This window comes from Streptomyces sp. NBC_00273 (assembly GCF_036178145.1).
In the GTDB taxonomy this organism is placed as follows: domain Bacteria; phylum Actinomycetota; class Actinomycetes; order Streptomycetales; family Streptomycetaceae; genus Streptomyces.
This window is the reverse complement of the sequence record NZ_CP108067.1, coordinates 2,676,229-2,694,332: the sequence shown is the minus strand read 5'-3', so window position 1 is coordinate 2,694,332 and position 18,104 is coordinate 2,676,229. Positions and strand designations below refer to the sequence as shown.

14 protein-coding genes are annotated in these 18,104 nt (G+C 69.6%); 8 read left to right on the top strand and 6 right to left on the bottom strand.

All coding sequences use genetic code 11. The features are described 5' to 3' along the window. Positions 1-14 precede the first annotated feature (14 nt). Genes OG386_RS11295 through OG386_RS11285 form a run of 3 tightly spaced genes read left to right on the top strand, consistent with a single transcriptional unit; the run spans position 15 to position 2,954 of the window. Positions 15-1,019 (top strand): ATP-binding cassette domain-containing protein, encoded by a 1,005-nt coding sequence (locus OG386_RS11295; protein WP_328788033.1) that lies wholly within the window; start codon positions 15-17, stop codon positions 1,017-1,019. After that, on the top strand, positions 1,016-1,807 hold the full coding sequence (locus tag OG386_RS11290) for an ABC transporter permease (RefSeq protein ID WP_328788032.1): 792 nt from the start codon (positions 1,016-1,018) through the stop codon (positions 1,805-1,807). The genes OG386_RS11295 and OG386_RS11290 overlap by 4 nt, the downstream gene beginning before the upstream one ends. Positions 1,808-1,862: 55 nt before the next feature. Continuing rightward, on the top strand, positions 1,863-2,954 hold the full coding sequence (locus tag OG386_RS11285; RefSeq protein ID WP_328793219.1) for a beta-ketoacyl synthase N-terminal-like domain-containing protein: 1,092 nt from the start codon (positions 1,863-1,865) through the stop codon (positions 2,952-2,954). Between the two features lie 86 nt (positions 2,955-3,040). Here OG386_RS11285 and OG386_RS11280 read toward each other — a convergent pair whose 3' ends face one another. After that, entirely contained in the window at positions 3,041-3,823 is a 783-nt protein-coding gene (locus OG386_RS11280) for a helix-turn-helix transcriptional regulator (RefSeq protein ID WP_328788031.1), read from the bottom strand. 133 nt (positions 3,824-3,956) lie between these two features. Next, on the bottom strand, positions 3,957-4,787 hold the full coding sequence (locus OG386_RS11275; RefSeq protein ID WP_328788030.1) for a helix-turn-helix transcriptional regulator: 831 nt from the start codon (positions 4,785-4,787) through the stop codon (positions 3,957-3,959). A 993-nt stretch (positions 4,788-5,780) separates the two neighbouring features. On the opposite strand from OG386_RS11275, the gene OG386_RS11270 reads away from it, so the two are divergent. After that, positions 5,781-7,943, top strand: a complete 2,163-nt coding sequence (locus OG386_RS11270) for an MMPL family transporter (protein ID WP_405789292.1) — start codon at positions 5,781-5,783, stop codon at positions 7,941-7,943. Between the two features lie 81 nt (positions 7,944-8,024). Here the strand turns inward: OG386_RS11270 and OG386_RS11265 are convergent, their stop codons facing one another. Beyond that, on the bottom strand, positions 8,025-8,693 hold the full coding sequence (locus OG386_RS11265; RefSeq protein ID WP_328788028.1) for a hypothetical protein: 669 nt from the start codon (positions 8,691-8,693) through the stop codon (positions 8,025-8,027). 240 nt (positions 8,694-8,933) lie between these two features. Here OG386_RS11265 and OG386_RS11260 point away from each other — a divergent pair, with 240 nt between their 5' ends. Further along, positions 8,934-9,983, top strand: a complete 1,050-nt coding sequence (locus tag OG386_RS11260; RefSeq protein ID WP_328788027.1) for a polyprenyl synthetase family protein — start codon at positions 8,934-8,936, stop codon at positions 9,981-9,983. Between the two features lie 84 nt (positions 9,984-10,067). On the opposite strand, the gene OG386_RS11255 is transcribed toward OG386_RS11260, so the two are convergent. Further along, positions 10,068-11,309: an erythromycin esterase family protein gene (locus tag OG386_RS11255; RefSeq protein ID WP_328788026.1), complete on the bottom strand. Its 1,242-nt coding sequence runs from the start codon at positions 11,307-11,309 to the stop codon at positions 10,068-10,070. Positions 11,310-11,645: 336 nt separating this feature from the next. On the opposite strand from OG386_RS11255, the gene OG386_RS11250 reads away from it, so the two are divergent. Together OG386_RS11250 and OG386_RS11245 are read left to right on the top strand one after the other, a co-directional pair. Continuing rightward, complete coding sequence (locus tag OG386_RS11250; protein ID WP_328788025.1) at positions 11,646-12,761, top strand: winged helix DNA-binding domain-containing protein; 1,116 nt, start codon at positions 11,646-11,648, stop codon at positions 12,759-12,761. Between the two features lie 117 nt (positions 12,762-12,878). Beyond that, complete coding sequence (locus tag OG386_RS11245; protein WP_443053162.1) at positions 12,879-14,570, top strand: AMP-binding protein; 1,692 nt, start codon at positions 12,879-12,881, stop codon at positions 14,568-14,570. Between the two features lie 74 nt (positions 14,571-14,644). Here the strand turns inward: OG386_RS11245 and OG386_RS11240 are convergent, their stop codons facing one another. After that, complete coding sequence (locus OG386_RS11240; protein ID WP_328788023.1) at positions 14,645-15,133, bottom strand: glutathione peroxidase; 489 nt, start codon at positions 15,131-15,133, stop codon at positions 14,645-14,647. Between the two features lie 88 nt (positions 15,134-15,221). Beyond that, complete coding sequence (locus OG386_RS11235) at positions 15,222-16,031, bottom strand: hypothetical protein (RefSeq protein WP_328788022.1); 810 nt, start codon at positions 16,029-16,031, stop codon at positions 15,222-15,224. 267 nt (positions 16,032-16,298) lie between these two features. On the opposite strand from OG386_RS11235, the gene gcl reads away from it, so the two are divergent. Continuing rightward, positions 16,299-18,086: a glyoxylate carboligase gene (gcl, locus tag OG386_RS11230; RefSeq protein WP_328788021.1), complete on the top strand. Its 1,788-nt coding sequence runs from the start codon at positions 16,299-16,301 to the stop codon at positions 18,084-18,086. Positions 18,087-18,104: the final 18 nt, after the last annotated feature.

The window sequence follows — 18,104 nt, the reverse complement described above, 5'->3', positions numbered from 1 at the left end:
TCTAGGCGGGGTAAATGGACGCAGCAATAGAAGCTGAGGGAATTCGCAAGCGGTACGGGGACCACGAAGCCCTGCGCGGAGTGGACCTGACCGTGCCGCGCGGTACCGTCCTGGGCGTCCTCGGCCCCAACGGTGCGGGGAAGACCACCACGGTCCGCATCCTCGCGACGCTGCTGCCGTCCGACGGGGGCCGGGCGAAGGTGGCCGGCTACGACGTGGCCGAGAAGCCGATGGAGGTGCGCAAGCGGATCGGGCTGGCCGGCCAGTACGCGGCCGTGGACGAACGCCTCACCGGTCGCGAGAACCTCGTGCTGATGGGCAGGCTCCACCGTCTCGGAAGGGCCGGTGCCCGGAAGCGCGCCGTGGAACTGCTGGAACGGTTCGAATTGCCGGACGCTGCGGACCGGGAGGTCAAGACCTACTCGGGCGGCATGCGCCGCAGGCTGGACCTGGCGGCGAGCCTGCTGGCCTCGCCGGAGGTGCTGTTCCTCGACGAGCCGACCACCGGTCTGGACCTGACCAGCCGGATGACGCTCTGGGCCATGGTGCGCGAACAGGTCGCCGAGGGGGTGACCGTCCTGCTCACCACGCAGTACCTGGAAGAGGCGGATCACCTCGCGGACCGCATCGCGGTGATCGACAAGGGCGTCCTCATCGCTGACGGCACGCCCGACGAGCTCAAGCGCAAGGTCGGTGGAGAGGTCCTGGAGGTGACGCTGGCCGATGCGGACGACGTGCCGCTGGCCGCTCAGCTGCTGGAGAAGGTCGCCATGGGCACGCCGGTCGTCGGCGGCCAGGGCCGCAGCGTCTCCGCACAGGTGGAGTCGGGCATCGGGTCGATCGCCCAGGTGGCCGACGCGTTGCGCGATCACCGGCTGGACGTGGTCGACTTCGCGATGCGCAGGCCCTCGCTCGACGACGTCTTCCTCTCCTTGACCGGGCACGCGCCCAGTACGGAAGGGCCGGCCGATGCGACCGGCCGGTCCGTCACGGCAGAGCAGGGGGCGTCAGCCGCATGAGCGAGCTCGTCAACGACACCATGGCCCTCACCGGCCGCCACCTGCGCCACATCGTGCGCGTACCGGAGAAGCTGATCGGCGTGACCATCGCACCGGTCGTCATGGTGCTGGTCTTCGGCTACCTCTTCGGCAGCGCCATGAGCGTGCCGGGCGGTGGGAACTACCGCGAATACATCATGGGCGGAATCTTCACCCAGGTCATGCTCTCCGCGGTGGGCACCAGTGCCGCAGGCGTGGCGGACGACCTTCAGAACGGGCTGGTGGACAGGTTCCGTTCGCTGCCCATGTCGCGCTACGCCGTGCTGCTCGGCCGCACGGTCTCGGACCTGGCGATGACGGCCCTCAGCTGCCTCGTGATGGCGGTCGTCGGCACCCTCATCGGGTGGCGCGCGCACAACAGCATCGGAGAAACCCTGCTGGGCTTCGGCCTGTTGCTGCTGCTCGGGTTCACCATGTGCTGGGTGGGAGCGCTCATCGGTCTGGTGGTCCGCAGCCCCGAGGCCGTCAATACGCTGTCCACGCTGATGGTCCTGCCGTTCGCGTTCCTGTCCAATGCCTTCGTCCCGCCGGACGGCTTGCCGCGGTGGCTGCAGGTCATCACCGAGTGGAACCCCATCAGCGCGGTCGTCAGTGCCTGTCGCGAGCTGTGGGGCAATCCCTCGCAGCCCGTCAGCGACGCGCTGCCCGCCCAGCATCCGGTGGCGGCTTCGCTCCTGATATTCGGCGTCCTGTTCTGCGTCATCGTTCCGCTGGCCGCCCGCGCCTACCACCGTGCGGCGGCCCGCTGACCGGGAACGAGTTCCCGGAACCACATTCAAGAGGAGTGATCGGGCTGTGAGCGGGATGGTCACCGCAGTACGTGGTCCTGTGATTACGGGATGGTCGGCGGTGTCGCCGTTCGGCATCGGCCGCGAGGCCTTCGCCGAAGGCGTCCGTTCGGGCCGTCAGACAGCGGCTGCATTGGACGCCGAGCAGTGGAAGGGCCCTGACGAGCAGGCGTGCCTGGTACCGGGATTCGTGATCCGGGACGTACTGGGGCGCAAGGGCACGCGGTCGATGGACCGGGTGACCGGTCTGGCGGTCACGGCCATCGGCCGGCTCATCGAGGAGTCGGGAGCGCCGGCCGAGGAACTGGGCGGCGAGCACGCGGCGTTGGTGCTGGGCACCAACACCGGAAGCGCGCAGAGCATGATGGACCTGACCAGGGACACCTTCCTGGAGGAGAAGCCCTTCTACGTCGACCCGTCGCACTTCCCGAACACCGTGATGAACTGCGCGACCGGTCAATGCGCCATCTGGTACGGGCTGAAGGGTCCGAACACGACGGTCGCGGCGGGACGGGCGTCCGGTCTCATGGCGCTGAACTACGCCCGCCGCCTGATGGCGGCCGGCCGGGCACGAACGGTGCTGTGCGGCGCGGCGGAGGAGTACTCGACGGCGAGGTCGTGGCTAGAGCTGCACGTGCGGGGCGCCGACGAGAGCGACACGCTCCTGGGCGAAGGCTGCGCGGTGCTGAAACTGGAACCCGCCGAGTTCACCCCGCCGGGTGACGGCCTGGCCGAGGTGCTGCTGGTGGAGTCCGGCATCGTCGGGCCGCAGGGCGTGGCGGCTTCGCTGACCGCCTGCATCGAGCGGGCGGTGCGCCGCGCCGGGGTGGGCCTCGAGGAACTGTGGGCGGTGTCGCCGTCCTCTCCTTCGGGAACCGCCGGAGCCGAGGAGCGCGCGGCGCTGGACGCCGCCTTCGGTGATCTCTCGCTGGAGTGGATCCCACAGCCTCCCCAGATGGGCGACACGTCCGCGGCGACCGCCACCTTCCAGGTGGTGTCGGTTCTGGCGCTGGCCGAGGGGTGCCCGGATTCACGCGGCCGCATCGCCGTGGTCACCTCCGTCGACCGCGACGGGGCGCTGGCTTGCGCCCTCCTGCGCCTGCGCTGACGACAGCACCGAGCGCCCGACGCACGACCGGGAACCGGTGGTGCGGCGGGCGCATGGTGCGGTGCGGACGGCCGTCGGACGAGGTCCTACTTCGCCGGTAGGTCCGGCGGAGGCTTGGAACGGTCACGTTCCGTGGAGTGGGCGGCGGACAGCAGCCCGAGTCGCGCGGCACGTACGCCGGCCTGGAAACGTGAATCCGCGCCCAGCATCGTCATGATCTCTGCGACGTACCGGCGGTAGGTGCGGACGGACACGGACAGTTCCCTGGCGGCCACCTCATCGGTGTGCCCGAGCTTCAGGTACTTGAGCACCTGCCGGACGGTGTCCGAGCGATCCCGGCGACCGAAGCTGCTCAGCTGGCTCGGAACGGCGGCGCTCTGCCAGATGCTCTCGAAGAGCATGCGCAGCGTACGGTTGACCGATTCGGCCTGTATGACCGATGCCCGGCCGCCGACTGCCGACTCCGCGCACACGAGGGCCTTCCGTCCGTCGACGATGACGGCTGTGAGCCGTGGCAGGTCGGACACCCGGACCTTGAGCGAACCTGTCTCGCCGTCGCAGTCGTAGTTGCAGTCGCCGTCGCCCTCGAACCGCTGCTGCTCCAGGGCGGTCCGCGTGCACAGAACGCGCACGTCCATGCGCGCACCCGTACCGCGCAGAGGTCCGGCAACGACGTTCCAGACCGCTTGGGAGATCTCGATTTCTCCCGCAAGGATGATTTCTACGTGCTGGGACGCCTGGTCAATGAGCTTCCGCACCTCGCCGGCGATGGCCTCCCTTTCCGGTTTGACCTCGGATATCAGCGCGTTGCGCAGCCGCCGGTCCCGGCGATTGGTGAGCGTGAAGTCTATGAGCGCACGCACTTCCATCAGCTCGAATTCAAATGCGTCGTGTACGCTCCCGAACCTGACCTCCTCGTGCGGTCCGCGACTGTCAGATGAATCTAACGAAGGTATTTCTTCCACAGCAATTCCCCCGAAATGCGGCTCGGTGACGTGTCTACTATCCGCCTTCTGGCAGCAGGCGTAGCTCGACGGCTCTGGCTCCTGCCTGGAATCGGGAACTCGCACCGAGATCGCGCATGATTTCGGCGACGTGGCGGCGGTAGGTGCGCAGGGACACCTTCATCTCGCGTGCGGCGACCGCGTCGGTGCACCCCGCGCACAGGCGTTCCAGGATGCGTCGGCCGAGGTCGCTACGGAGACGGCTGCCGAGCCGCAGGTAGTCCTCGAGGAACAGTGCCCGTCGCCATGCGCCGGCCAGGAGCAGCTCCAACGTCCTGGCAGCCGCCGGGTCCTCCAGGGTGACGATGTGGCCCTCCGTGGACCGGGGCCCGTTGTGGACGAGTGCCGTCCGCCCGTCCACGACCACGGCTTCGACGAGATGGTCCTCGATGACACGGACCTCCCAAGCGGGAGAATGAGGGGCGACTGACCGGATGAGTCGCGTCTCCAATGCCTTCGGAGTGCAGAGGAACCGGACGGCAACCGCGTCCTTGGAGGTCTTGCTGCGCTGGAGCAGCGCCTTGGAGACCGCCTCGGCCTGTTCCTCGTTTCCGGAAAGAGCCACGCTGACCCGGTGCCGGGCTCCTCCGATGAGCTGCATGACGGCTTCGCCGGCGTCGCCGTTCTCGGATTTCAGCAGTGCCGCGGAGTCCGCCGGTGAAGTGGAGCGGTGTGTCGAAATGGTGGAGTTGATCAGATCGCGGGCTCGCAGAAGAGTTCGCTCCACATCGTCAGGGCTTTCGCCGTATCCCGAAATTTCGACGGAGATTCCCTGACCTTCGCTTTTCTCCTCCTGTAGTTTTCCTTCACGCATTAATGTGCTCGACATAATTCCCCCGTTGAGATCTTGCGAAGTTCGGGTTCCTTGCTGCAGTGAGGAACCCGGGCAGCTGAGGCGGCGGTGTCGGCTGGCCACTCGTAGCACGGCCGGCGGTCGGCCTCAGGCAGGGGCGCCCCGTCGGGCGCCCGAAGCGAGATTAACAACCTCCTGTCAACGGAGTCAACAAATGAGAAAGGTCAACGATCAACCTTATAGTGTCGCATTGTCCGGGGAGTGGCCAGTTTATCGACCAAAGGGGCCGTCGCAATGTTGGCCATTCTATCTGGAATGATGAACTCCGGTCTGCGATCCGTGAATATCTGATGAAAATCGGGCAGATCCGGACGTGGGGTGACTTCGGTCACAGTTCTTTTCGTGCCCCCTGGGATGGTGCTGGCAGTTTCCTGTAGTCGCCGTTGCGGGCGGGCGTCGGGTGTGGGTATAAAATGGCATCGAAATGGGATATCCGTGCCTCGAATTCGAAATTCTTGATGGCGCGCATCGGGGAATCTGATCCGGTGCCCTCCGGGCCCTGCCCGCCTGCCCGCCGGCCCGCGGGCCGGCGGGCAGGGGCTCCGGGGCCGGCCCGCTGGGGCCTCGTTGGGTCCTCATGGGGCTTCGTGCGGTCCGGAAACCGATGGATGCGGCCAACCTGATCGGCGTCCGACCGGCGTGTCGCCTCGCCGCCTGCGGGGATTGCGCCTACCAGCGAAACGCCGGTCGCGTCGACCGCGTGGCAGCAAGTGGCCAAGGGGGAATTCCTCGCAGGGGTGACAGTGGAGTTTCCTGCCGTTGTTGTCAGTAACCTGCCGTGCAATTGCGATTCTTTCACCGTTCCGGCTGACTGGTCTGGCTGTGCTGCCGGCTTCGCTCACATCAAGAGGGTGGCTGAAAAGTCATCCCCCGGTGTAAGTGCGTGCTGTCCTGTCGTCAGCCGGAGAGCAGCGTTGTCGTCCTGTCACGGTTATTGGACAGTATCGGAAATGATGGTGAAGGAGCTCCATGTTCGGGCGAATAGGACGGTTCTCTGTCAAGCGGCCCTGGCTGACGATTGTTGCGTGGATCATTGCGGCGGTGGCGCTGAGTGCCTTGGCGCCCTCATTGAAACCGGCGAATGACCAGGCAGACTTCCTGCCGTCGCGCTTTGAATCGGTTCAGGCGGCGAAGACGGCGGCAGCCGCCTTCCCGCAGAGTGAGGAATCGGCCGCCATCGCGGTGTTCCAGCGGACCGACGGCGGCAAGCTGACGGATGCCGACAAGGCGGACGTCGCCAAGGTCGCGGCCGGGTTGCAGGACAAGAAGTACGAGAACATCAAGAAGGTGCAGACGAGCCCGGACGCCGTCTCTCCCAACGGCGAGATCGCCTTGGCGACCGTGGTCCCGTCAGTCGACGACCTTTACGACGAGGCCGTCATCAAGGCGGTCAAGAGCCTGCGGCAGGACGCCAAACAGCTCCTGGACGGCACCGCCCTGAAGATGGGCGTCACCGGCCCGGCCGCGTCCGCGCTCGATGCGGGCGAGTCCTCGGGCGACACCGACGCCATGATCATGATGGCCACGCTGGTGCTGATCATCGTGCTGCTCGCCGTCATCTTCCGCAGCCCGCTGATCGCGTTCCTGCCGGTCCTGATGATCGCGGTGATGTTCACCGTCGCGATGGCGCTGATCGCGATCGCGAGCGACGTGGCCGGGCTGCAGGCGGACAGCGGGATCTCCGCCCTCCTGATCGTCGTGTTGTTCGGCGTGGGCACCGACTACATCCTGTTCCTGCTCTTCCGCTACCGCGAGCACCTGCGCGCCGGACAGGAGCCCAAGCAAGCACTGGCCGATGCGGTCGCCCGCGTGGGAGAGACCATCGCCTCGGCGGCCGGTGCCGTGATCGTGGCCTTCCTCGCCCTGCTGCTGTCGACCATGGGCAGCCTGAAGGCGATGGGCCCGTCGCTGGCGATCGCGGTCGCCGTCACGCTCGTCGCGGCGCTCACTCTCGTTCCGGCGGTCTTCTCGTTGCTGGGAACGAAGGCGTTCTGGCCCTCCAAGGCATGGAAGCGGACGCCGAAGAACCGCCTTGCCAACCGGCTGGGCGACACGGTCTCGCGCCGCCCGGCAGTGGTCGCCGCCGTCTCCGCCGGTGTGCTGGTGGTGCTGGCCGTGGGAGCGCTCGGATTCAAGGCCGAGTTCGACTCGGACAGTTCCCTGCCGAAGGACCTCGAATCCGTCCAGGCGATGGAGCAGCTCCAGCAGGGCTTCTCGGCCGGCCAGACCGACCCGAGCCTGATCCTCGTCACGTCGCAGGGCGGGGCCAAGCTCGACGCGTCCGCGCTGGAGGACTTCCGCGGCGAGGTGGCGAAGACCGAGGGCGTCAGCGACGTGTCCCCGGCACTCATGAGCGCTGCGGGCGACGTCGCCCAGTTCAGCGCGGTGCTGGAGCACCGGCCGGCCTCGGAGAAGGCGATCGCCCTGGTCTCCGGCGACCTTCGGGACACCGTCCACAGGGCGGCTCCCGATGGGTCGAAGGCGGTCGTGGGCGGAACCACGGCCGTGCTGGCCGACATCGAGGTCGCGGTGGAGCACGACTACAAGCTCGTGTTCCCGGTCGCCGGTCTGGCGATCATGATCATCCTCGGGCTGCTGCTGCGCAGCGTCGTAGCCCCGTTGTACCTGATGATCTCGGTGGGCCTCGGCTTCGCAGCGACGCTCGGTGCCACCGTCTGGCTGTTCCAGGGCGCCAAGGGGGAATCCGGGCTGCTCTTCATGCTGCCCGTCATCGTGTACCTCTTCGTCGTTGCCATCGGGACCGACTACAACATCCTCATGGTGGCGCGACTGCGCGAAGAGGTCCAGCGGGGCACCTCCCCCAGGGAAGCCGTCAAGCAGGCCGTGGCGCAGTCCGCGCCGACCATCGGTTCTGCGGCGGTCATCCTCGCCGGCACCTTCGGCGTGCTGATGCTCGCGAACAACTCGCTGCTGCAGCAGATGGGATTCGCCGTGTCCTTCGGCATCCTGCTGACGGCGTTCGTCATGGCCCTGCTCCTCGTGCCGACGCTGACCACGATGCTCGGCGCGAAGGCCTGGTGGCCCGGGCGACGTAGCGCTCCCGGTGCCGGGCTCGGTAGCGGTGACGAGCAGAGGGAACCGGCGATGGCCGCCGGGTCCGCCGCCAAGTAAGAGCAGAGGTCGCGCGTTTCCCCGGTGCGGTCACCGGGGAAACGCGCGACCTCGGGCGGCCCTGAGGAAGGGCAGGTCCGCTCAAGAGCAGCCGCGGACCGAGTTCCATCCGATGAAGGTGTGCCGCAGCGTGATGTCGAAGGTGCAGGAGGCGGTTCCGTCGCCGTTCAACTGCACGGTCGTGTCGTGCGTGTTCGCGTACCACTTCCCGCCGATGTCGAAGATTCCGCGGTAGCCGAACTCCGCGTGCGCCGTCACGAGGGCACCTGAGTCCTGCTCGCTCTTGTGCGACGTCGTCAGCGACCATCCGGCGTTCCACGGCTCGCGGTTGGCTGCGTGGCTCACTTCGGTCACGGGGCGGGTGACCTGACCGTTTACGGTGTCCCAGGTGGACGTCGTGTAGAGCCCCGTCATGAGGATCTTGCAGCAGTCGTACATCTCCGACCAGCTGCGCACCTGGCGCCCCGTGGGCGCGTCGGCGCCCGCGACCGCGAAGGAACGGGCCCGGTCCGCAGGCGCGACGGGGACGAACCGTACCTGTCCCAGGACGGGAGCACAGTCCGCGCCGATGCTCACGTCCTGCTCTGCGGACATCCCGGGCGGCGGTACGGGCAGGGTGCCCGGCAGCTTGACGTCGGTGCAGGTGGTTGCCTGCTGCCCGGTCCCGGAAGCGGTTGCCGGCGCTGCGGTTCCGGCCAGCACGGCCATGGCCGCGGCGGCGGCCGCGATGAGCATTCTGTTCTTGTGCAAGGTCCCGTTCCCTCTCGGTGAGTTCGCTGGGGAACGTAACAGGGTCGGGATTCCCCGTAGTTGATCTCTCAGTGCATCGCAGGAAGATGACACGCCACCCCGCCGTGATCGGCCGATGGCAGCTTCATGCCAAGCAGTAGTGGTGCCCGTTGGACGGCTGGGACAGTGGCAATGGTTCAGGCGGGTATGTCCGCCTCAGCCCATTCCGCACAGGTGATGGGGGAGATTTCCGTGGCGGCCGTGGACACATTCAAGGCGGTGTACGGGAAGTCGGTGCCCTCCCGCATGCGCAGGGCGGCCATGTTCCGCCGGCTCGGCCTCGCCGACGCGGGACTCGAGCGGCGACTGAGCAGTGGACTCGAAGCGGCGGAGAAGGAGCTGGTCGCCCGCGCGGAGAGCGCCGAGGACCCGAGGATCGCCGATGTGGCCACCCACCTCGCGACGGCAGGGGGGAAGCGGCTGCGCCCGCTGCTGGTGCTGCTCGGGGCGGAGTTCGGCGACCCGTGGAAGGACGGGATCACCAAGGCGGCGGTCGTCGTGGAGCTGGTGCACGTCTCCTCGCTCTACCACGACGACGTCATGGACGCCGCCGTCACCCGGCACGGCGTACCGAGCGTGAACGCCCGCTGGGGCGAACGGCTCGCGGTGCGGGTCGGTGATCTCCTGCTGGCCAAGGCCGCCCGGCTCGCCGCCGACCTGGGCCCGGAGGCCACCGCCCTGAACGCCGAGGTGGCGGGACGGCTCGTGGAAGGACAGCTACTCGAACTCGTCGGACCCGGCGCGGGCGAGGACCCCATCAGCCACTACCTGCGGGTGATATCGGGCAAGACCGCGGCGCTGCTCGCCATGTCGCTGCGGATCGGGGCCCAGCAGGCGGGCGCCCCCGAGCAGGTGGCACGGGCGTTGGGGGAGTACGCCGAACACCTGGGCTTCGCCTTTCAGATGGCGGACGACCTGCTCGACATCAAGGCTCCGACGGAGCACCTGGGCAAGGAACAGGGCAAGGACATCACCGCAGGCGTGGCCAGCCTTCCGGTCTTGCTCGCGCTCGCCGACAGGACGCCGCAGGGCGCCGAGCTGCGCGAGCTCCTCTCCGCCGGCCCGGTGGGACCCGCGGAGCAGCGCCGGGCCCTCGCACTGTTCCGGCGCTCGCCGGCGCTCGCCGAGGGCGAGGCGATGATGCACGAGCGGCTGGACCGGGCCCGTACGGTGCTGCTGGACCTCCCGCCCCGCCCGGCGCTCCAGGCGCTCAACGCGCTCTGTGATTTCGTGGCCGCCCAGACCGGCTGAGGTGAGGGCCTCCCTCACCATCGCCCCCGAGGGCCGCCTCGTACGCGCCGAGTGACCGCACGGCGCGGTCAGCGGCGCCGAGCCTCAGTCCTCTGCCGGGGGCAGCAGGTGGGAGCAGGTCGAGCGGGCTACGAACGCGATGCCGTCGTAGTCCTCGGCCGGGACGAGCGGGGCCGTGTTCAAGCGGTAGAAGAACCGCCCGACGTTGGCGCCGAAGCTGCGCTGTGCGTGCGGGGCGTGCAGCCAGGGCGCGGCGCCGGTGGGAGGGACCGCGGCGCGGAGGTCCGCGTAGTAGTCGCCGGGTACGGCGTCCGCGAGCAAGGCCTCCAGGGAGCGGAAGCCGGTGCCGATGCGGTGGCGCGCCGGCGGGTTCTGAAGGTCGTTGCCGCGGCGGGCCAGGAAGGAGCCCTTGCCGAAGAGGAGGGCCAGCGCGTAGTAGGCGTCGCCGTACCGTTCGCGGAGTCCGCTCCCGAGGGCCGGTACCTGTTCCCCGTACGTGCCCTTCGCGATGTGCCCGTTGTGAGCCCAGACCATGACGCGCGCCTCGGGGTCGTCGTCCACGAGCCGTGCGACGGCCTCGGCCATGTAGCGGTCACGCGCGGCGTACACGCCGTCCTCGCCGGCCGGGGCTGCGAAGGGGCGGGTCACCAGGTCGGCGGCGCGGACCAGGATCCGCGCGTGTTCCAGGGCCTCGGCGGCGTCGTCGCCGGGACCCGACTGCTCCACGTGGTCCGCGACGAGGCGGACGATTTCCTCGGCGCGCCGCATCAGGGCCTTGTCCGGGTCCGGAAGCGAGCCCGGGCGGGCCCGGGCCAGTACGTCCAAGGCGCTGACGCGCCCGGCCCGATCGGGCGCCGTCCGGCGCAGAAAGGCGGCGACGGCCTCGACCGAGTCCGCGCAGAGCTGGGGGTCCGTTCCCACGAAGCGGGTCCGGCGCTCTTCGGGCAGGTCGCGGTTGTGGGCGCGCAGCCACTCGACGAGGTCGACCATCTCGCGGGTGCGCCAGGTCCAGAAGCCCAGCCGGGCGACGAGCCGTTCGGGGGTGCCCGTGCCGTAGCGGACATACGCGTCGAGCGCGCGGGCGGCGGACTGGCTGGCCTCCATGGCGAGGGTGGTGAACCCCTCCTCGCGGACCAGGAACTCCACGATGCGGTGCTTCAGGCGGAAGAACTCGCTCGTGCCGTGGGTGGATTCGCCCAAACCGACGATCCGTGTTCCCCGCAGGGCCTCGCCCAGGGGCTTCAGGTCCTCCGCGGGCGCGCCGGGTATCAGGGTGCTCAAGGGGTTGGCGTGCTCCTTGAGCCATCGGACCATGTCGTTGGGCACCGCGTTGCCTCTCCTCCCCGCGTGCGGCAGGGCGGCACGTGGGCGTGCCCCGACCTCTCGCACCCGTTCCATGGGTCAGTTCGTCGCCTCCCGGCAGGCCCTACGGGATCTCGTGGAGGTCCCGTACGTACGGCGTCCGGTCGACCATGCTCGGAATACACGCCCGCGACGTCGACGACAACTTCGTCCACCCCCGCCCGACGGCATTCGGACAGTCGTGCGGCGACGTTCCCGGGCGGCCCGACCCGGCCCGGCCGCGCCCTTCGCTACCGCAGGTCAGCTTCCGGTTGGGGTTGCGGACGAAAGCTGTCCGCAAGGGGGATTAGGTTTGCTGCCATGGCTTCCAGGACGACACACCCCGTCATCGACACCCGCGCTCTGAACCGTGCCACGCTCGCCCGCCAACTGCTGCTGAGCCGCGCCGAGATGTCCGCGGGGGACGCCGTCGCGCACCTGCTCGGGCTGCAGGCGCAGAACGTGAAGCCGCCCTACTTCCAGCTGCACGCCCGGCTCGCCGGCTTCCGGCCGGCCGAGCTGGCCGGGCTCATGGAGTCCCGCGAGGCCGTCCGGATGGTCACCATGCGGTCGACGATCCACACGCACACCGCCCACGACGCCCTGACCTTGAGGCCCCTCGTCCAGCCCGCCCGCGACCGCGAGGTCACCTACTTCCGCAAGGGGCTCGCGGGGGTGGATCTGGACCGGCTCGCGCAGCGCGCCCGCGCCTTCGTCGAGAGCGAGCCGCGCACCATGGGTGAGATCCGCGAGGAACTCCTCAAGGAATGGCCCAACGCTGACCCGCAGTCCCTGTCCGTCGCCGCCCGCTGCCGGCTGCCGCTGGTCCAGGTCACCCCGCGGGGTGTGTGGGGGCGCAGCGGCCAGGTCCGGCTCACCACCGTCGAGACCTGGCTCGGGGAGCCCGCCGGTGCGGCCCAGCCCGTGGACGAGGTCGTGCTGCGCTACCTCGCCGCCTTCGGGCCCGCCTCCGTCAAGGACATGCAGACCTGGGCCGGACTGACCCGGCTGCGCGAGGCCTTCGAGCGGCTGCGCCCGGGCCTCCTCGTCTTCCAGGACGAGAACGGCGTGGAGCTCTTCGACCTCCCGGACGCCCCCCGCCCCGACGCGGACGCCCCGGCCCCGCCCCGCTTCCTCCCGGAGTTCGACAACCTCCTGCTCTCGCACGCCGACCGCGCCCGCGTGGTCGCCCCCGAGATCAAGGGGCGCACCTGGACCGGGAACCAGGCCCACTGCACCCTGCTCGTGGACGGGTTCGTCGCCGGCCTGTGGAAGCTGGAAGGGCAGGCGCTCACCGTCGAGCTGTTCGGCCCGGTCCCGAAGGCGGCGAAGGAGGAGATCGTCGCCGAAGGGGAGCTGATGGTGGCGGGGATGGCGGAAGGGACGGCGGGCGGGGGCGGTGGTGCGGCCGTACGGTTCGGGGCGATCAACCCCTGACCGGGACCCTTGGAGGGTCCTCGGCGGTCCCCGGCGGTCCTCGGCGGTCCCGGACGGTCAACTCACGGCTGACGCCGCACTGGTGGTCCGTACACCGAAGGCGGCACGATGCCCGTCATGACGACCGAGAGCACGCAGGACGACGCCACCGCCCGTTTCCTGGCCGCCCGGGACTTCCTGCTGGAACGCCGCGGCGACTACGCGGCCGCCCACGCCGGATTCACCTGGCCCCGCCCCCACCGCTTCAACTGGGCCCTGGACTGGTTCGACCACATCGCCGCCGGGAACGACGCCGACGCCCTGCGCGTCGTCGAGGAGGACGGCACCAGCCAGAGCCTCAGCTTCGCGGAGCTCGCCGTGCGGTCGGGCGCCGCCGCCAACTGGCTCCGTGAGCAGGGCGTCGCGCCCGGCGACCGGATCCTGGTCATGCTCGGCAACCAGCGCGAGCTGTGGGAGGTGATGCTCGGCGCGATGAAGCTGCGCGCCGTCGTCATCCCGGCCACCCCGCTGCTCGGCCCGGCCGACCTGCGCGACCGGGTCGAACGCGGCCAGGTGCGCCACGTCATCGCGCGCGCCCTGGACACGGCGAAGTTCGACGAGGTGCCGGGCGGCTACACCCGGATCGCCGTCGGGGACCAGGTCCCCGACGGCTGGCTGAGGCTGGCGGACACGGCGGCCGCCGACGGCCGTTTCACCCCGGACGGCGAGACCCTCGCCACCGACCCCCTCATGCTCTACTTCACCTCCGGCACCACCGACCGCCCCAAGCTCGTCGAGCACACGCACGCCTCGTACCCCATCGGGCACCTCTCCACCATGTACTGGCTCGGGCTGCGCCCCGGCGACGTGCACCTCAACATCGCCTCGCCCGGCTGGGCCAAGCACGCCTGGTCCAACCTCTTCGCCCCGTGGAACGCCGGAGCCACCGTCTTCGTCCACAACTACACCCGCTTCGACGCGGAGCGACTGATGGCCGAGATGGACCGGCACGGCGTGACCACCTTCTGCGCCCCGCCCACCGTGTGGCGGATGCTGATCCAGTCCGACCTCACCAAGCTGGCCCGGCCCCCGCGCGAGGCCGTCGCCGCCGGGGAGCCGCTCAACCCGGAAGTCATCGAACGGGTCCGCGCCGCCTGGGGCGTCACGATCCGCGACGGCTTCGGCCAGACCGAGACCACGCTCCAGGTCGGGAACTTCCCCGGGGTGCCCGTCAAGCCCGGCTCCATGGGCCGGCCGGCACCCGGCTACGAGATCGTCCTGCTGGACCCGGTCACCGGCAAGGAGTCCCCCGACGAGGGCGAGCTCTGCGTGGACCTGCGCACCCGGCCGGCCGGGGTGACGACCGGCTACCGCGACGATCCGCAGCGCACGGCCGAGGCCATGGCCGACGGGCTCTACCGCACCGGCGACATCGCCGCGCGCGACGCCGACGGGTACCTGACCTACGTCGGGCGCTCCGACGACGTGTTCAAGGCCTCGGACTACAAGATCAGCCCGTTCGAGCTGGAGAGCGCCCTGTTGGAGCACGAGGCGGTGGCCGAGGCCGCCGTCGTTCCGGCCCCGGACGCGCTGCGGCTGGCGGTCCCGAAGGCGTACGTCACCCTCGCGGGCGGCTGGGAGCCCGGGCCGGAGACGGCCCGGGTGCTGTTCGAGCACTCCCGCGCGGTGCTGTCCCCGTACAAGCGGATCCGCCGCATCGAGTTCGCGGAGCTCCCGAAGACCGTGTCCGGCAAGATCCGCCGGGTGGAGCTGCGGGAGCTCACCGCGGCCGGGTCGGCGGGGGAGTACGACGAGGCCGACCTGGACTGAACGGAGCGCGTACGGGCTGCTGCGCGCGCCGCGGCGCAGGGCGGCGGCCCCGCGCAGCGACCCGTACGGGAGTGCTACGCGGGCAGGTGCGCCTCGATCGCGGCGATGACCTCGGGGGCCTCGGGCTCGGTGCGCGGGCGGAAGCGCGCCACGACCTCGCCGGCGGGGGAGATCAGGAACTTCTCGAAGTTCCACTGGATGTCCCCGGCCTCGCCGTCCGCGTCCGGGGTCTTCACCAGCTCCGCGTAGAGGGGGTGCCGGTTCTCGCCGTTGACCTCGGACTTCTCCAGGATCGGGAAGGTGACGCCGAAGCCGGCCGAGCAGAAGGTCTGGATGTCCTCGGCGTTGCCGGGCTCCTGCTCGCCGAACTGGTTGCAGGGCACGCCGATGACCGTGAAGCCCTTCTCCTCGTACGCGAACTGCAGGCGGGCCAGTCCCGAGTACTGGGGCGTGAGCCCGCACTGGGAGGCGGTGTTCACCAGGAGGATCACCTTGCCCTTGTGGGCGGCGAGGCTGGTGGGCTCGTCGGACAGCGTGGTCAGCGGGATGTCGTACAGGCTCATCGGGCTCTCCTGGGCAGGAAGTAGGCAATGCCTACGAGCTTAGGGGGTAGCTCCTCGATCCTGCCGGGTCCACCCGTTCCCGGACGGCCTACGCGTCCGGGCCGACCAGCGCGTCCGCCGGGTCGTTGACCGGCTGTGGCATGCCCGTCAGGTCCATGACGAAGAGCGGTATCCCGAGATCGTCCGCGCGGGCCCGGGCCTCCTCCGTGTATCCCGCGAGCGCGAAGTAGACGCTGGTCGCGGAGGCCGTGAGCCCGTTCAGCCAGACGCACTCCACCGCCCGCAGCCCGGCCGGCGCCGTCGTCGGGTCCACCTGGGCGACCAGGCCCGGAGCCCGTAGGTCCACGGTCGCCGCCGGGATCGGGCGCCCGTCGGGCTGCCGTACGTCGCGGAAGCCGAGCCAGCGCAGGTACAGCGCGGCCGTGGCCACCGCGTCGCGGGCCGTACGGATGGTCACCGGCCGGAACGCGGGCCGCGGCACCGGTGCGGCCGGCGGCGGCGGTATGTGCGCCGGGCGCCGGCCCGCGGCTCCGCCGGCGAGCCCGCCGGCCGGGTCGCCCGCCGGCCCGCCCAGACCCGGCCGGACGGCCGCGGAGGGCGGGCCCGCCGGATCCGCCGGGGTCCCCGTCGCCTCCAGCGGGTGGACCGCGATGAGCACCACCGTCCCGCACGAGCCGCAGCCCAGCTCGGGATGCGGCCACTCGCTCTCCCGCCCGCACGTCGTGCAGCGCACCGTCACCCAGGTGTCCGACCAGGTCCGGTGGGTCAGCGGAACCGGCGGCGCCGCCAGGTCCAGCGGGGGGTGGACCGGACTTCCGCAGGCACAGGGGAAGACCGGGGCGGTGTAGCCGTTCTCGCGCAGGCACGCCGGGCAGCGCACCGGTACCGCTTCCGCCATGAGACCTGGACCCCCTCCGTCGCTGTGCGTAGGTCCATGCTCCACCACCGGCGACCGCCGGGGGGAGGTCGCACGCCTTTTCCGGGGGATTCCCGCCGGCGCATCGGTGATTTGTACAAGTCGCCGACCGATATGCGGCTTTTGGTGGCTTCCGGAGTCCCCCACCGCCTTGACGTCGCAGGAGTCGCCGCTTAGCTTGTTCCGTATAGCAGAACAATACTTCCGGATTACGGAAAAGCCTGACCGCCAGACCCGCAGGAGAACTCGATGCCTCGTATGACAGCCGCCGCCGCTGCAGTGGAGATCCTCAAGCTCGAGGGTGTCGAACAAGCGTTCGGTGTCCCCGGTGCTGCGATCAACCCGTTCTACCGAGAGCTCAAGAACGTGGGCGGCATCGCGCACACCCTGGCTCGCCACGTCGAGGGCGCGTCGCACATGGCCGAGGGCTACACCCGCGCCAAGGCGGGCAACATCGGTGTCTGCATCGGTACGTCGGGCCCGGCCGGCACCGACATGATCACCGGCCTGTACTCGGCGATCGCGGACTCGATCCCGATCCTGTGCATCACCGGTCAGGCCCCGGTCTCCAAGCTCCACAAGGAGGACTTCCAGGCCGTCGACATCGCCTCGATCGCCAAGCCGGTCACCAAGAAGGCCACGACCGTCCTGGAGGCCGCGCAGGTCCCCGGCGTGTTCCAGGAGGCCTTCCACCTGATGCGCTCCGGCCGTCCGGGCCCGGTCCTCATCGACCTCCCGATCGACGTCCAGCTGACCGAGATCGAGTTCGACCCGGCCACCTACGCGCCGCTGCCGGTCTACAAGCCGCAGGCCACCCGCGCCCAGGCCGCCAAGGCCCTGCAGTTCCTGCTGGAGTCCGAGCGCCCGCTGATCGTCGCCGGCGGCGGCATCATCAACGCCGACGCCTCCGAGCTGCTGGTCGAGTTCGCCGAGCTGGTGAACGTCCCCGTCATCTCCACCCTGATGGGCTGGGGCACCATCCCGGACGACCACGAGCTGGCCGCCGGCATGGTCGGCGTCCAGACCGCGCACCGCTACGGCAACGCCACGTTCCTTGAGTCGGACTTCGTCTTCGGCATCGGCAACCGCTGGGCCAACCGTCACACCGGTTACAACCTGGACGCCTACACCAAGGGCCGCAAGTTCGTCCACGTCGACATCGAGCCCACGCAGCTCGGCAGGATCTTCGCCCCGGACTTCGGCATCGCCTCCGATGCCAAGGCCGCGCTGGAGCTCTTCATCGAGATCGCCAAGGAGCTCAAGGCCGAGGGCAAGCTGCCGGACTTCTCCGCCTGGGTCGCCTCGGCGCAGGACCGCAAGGCGACCCTGCAGCGCCGTACGCACTTCGACAACATCCCCCTGAAGCCGCAGCGCGTCTACGAGGAGATGAACAAGGCGTTCGGTCCCGAGACCCGCTACGTCACCACGATCGGCCTCTCTCAGATCGCGGCGGCGCAGTTCCTGCACGTCTACCGCCCGCGCAACTGGATCAACTGCGGCCAGGCCGGCCCGCTCGGCTGGACCATCCCGGCCGCCATCGGCGCCGCCACCGCGGAGCCGGAGACCCCGATCGTCGCGCTGTCCGGCGACTACGACTTCCAGTTCATGATCGAGGAGCTGGCGGTCGCCGCCCAGCACAAGGTCCCCTACGTCCACGTCCTCGTGAACAACGCCTACCTGGGTCTGATCCGCCAGGCGCAGGGCAACCTCGGCATCAACTTCGAGGTCAACCTCGAGTTCGAGAACATCAACACCCCCGAGCTGGGCGTCTACGGCGTCGACCACGTCAAGGTCGCCGAGGGCCTGGGCGTCAAGGCCATCCGCGTCACCGACCCGGACAAGCTGGGCGAGGCCTTCGAGGAGGCCAAGAAGCTGGCCCAGGAGTTCCAGGTCCCGGTCGTCGTCGAGGCGATCCTGGAGCGCATCACCAACATCGCGATGAGCAAGACGGTCGACATGAGCGACGTCACCGAGTTCGAAGAGCTCGCGACCGAGCCGGGCCACGCCCCGACCGCGATCAAGGCCCTGCAGGTCTGATCCACCCGCACGACCCGG

Coding starts and splice junctions, on each gene's coding strand:
- OG386_RS11290 (WP_328788032.1), top strand. CDS start 1,016: ATGAGCGAGCTCGTCAACGACACCATGGCCCTCACCGGCCGCCACCTG.
- OG386_RS11250 (WP_328788025.1), top strand. CDS start 11,646: ATGGCTTCCAGGACGACACACCCCGTCATCGACACCCGCGCTCTGAAC.
- OG386_RS11240 (WP_328788023.1), bottom strand. CDS start 15,133: ATGAGCCTGTACGACATCCCGCTGACCACGCTGTCCGACGAGCCCACC.
- OG386_RS11245 (WP_443053162.1), top strand. CDS start 12,879: ATGACGACCGAGAGCACGCAGGACGACGCCACCGCCCGTTTCCTGGCC.
- OG386_RS11275 (WP_328788030.1), bottom strand. CDS start 4,787: ATGTCGAGCACATTAATGCGTGAAGGAAAACTACAGGAGGAGAAAAGC.
- OG386_RS11235 (WP_328788022.1), bottom strand. CDS start 16,031: ATGGCGGAAGCGGTACCGGTGCGCTGCCCGGCGTGCCTGCGCGAGAAC.
- OG386_RS11280 (WP_328788031.1), bottom strand. CDS start 3,823: ATGGAAGTGCGTGCGCTCATAGACTTCACGCTCACCAATCGCCGGGAC.
- OG386_RS11295 (WP_328788033.1), top strand. CDS start 15: ATGGACGCAGCAATAGAAGCTGAGGGAATTCGCAAGCGGTACGGGGAC.
- OG386_RS11285 (WP_328793219.1), top strand. CDS start 1,863: ATGGTCACCGCAGTACGTGGTCCTGTGATTACGGGATGGTCGGCGGTG.
- OG386_RS11270 (WP_405789292.1), top strand. CDS start 5,781: ATGTTCGGGCGAATAGGACGGTTCTCTGTCAAGCGGCCCTGGCTGACG.
- gcl (WP_328788021.1), top strand. CDS start 16,299: ATGCCTCGTATGACAGCCGCCGCCGCTGCAGTGGAGATCCTCAAGCTC.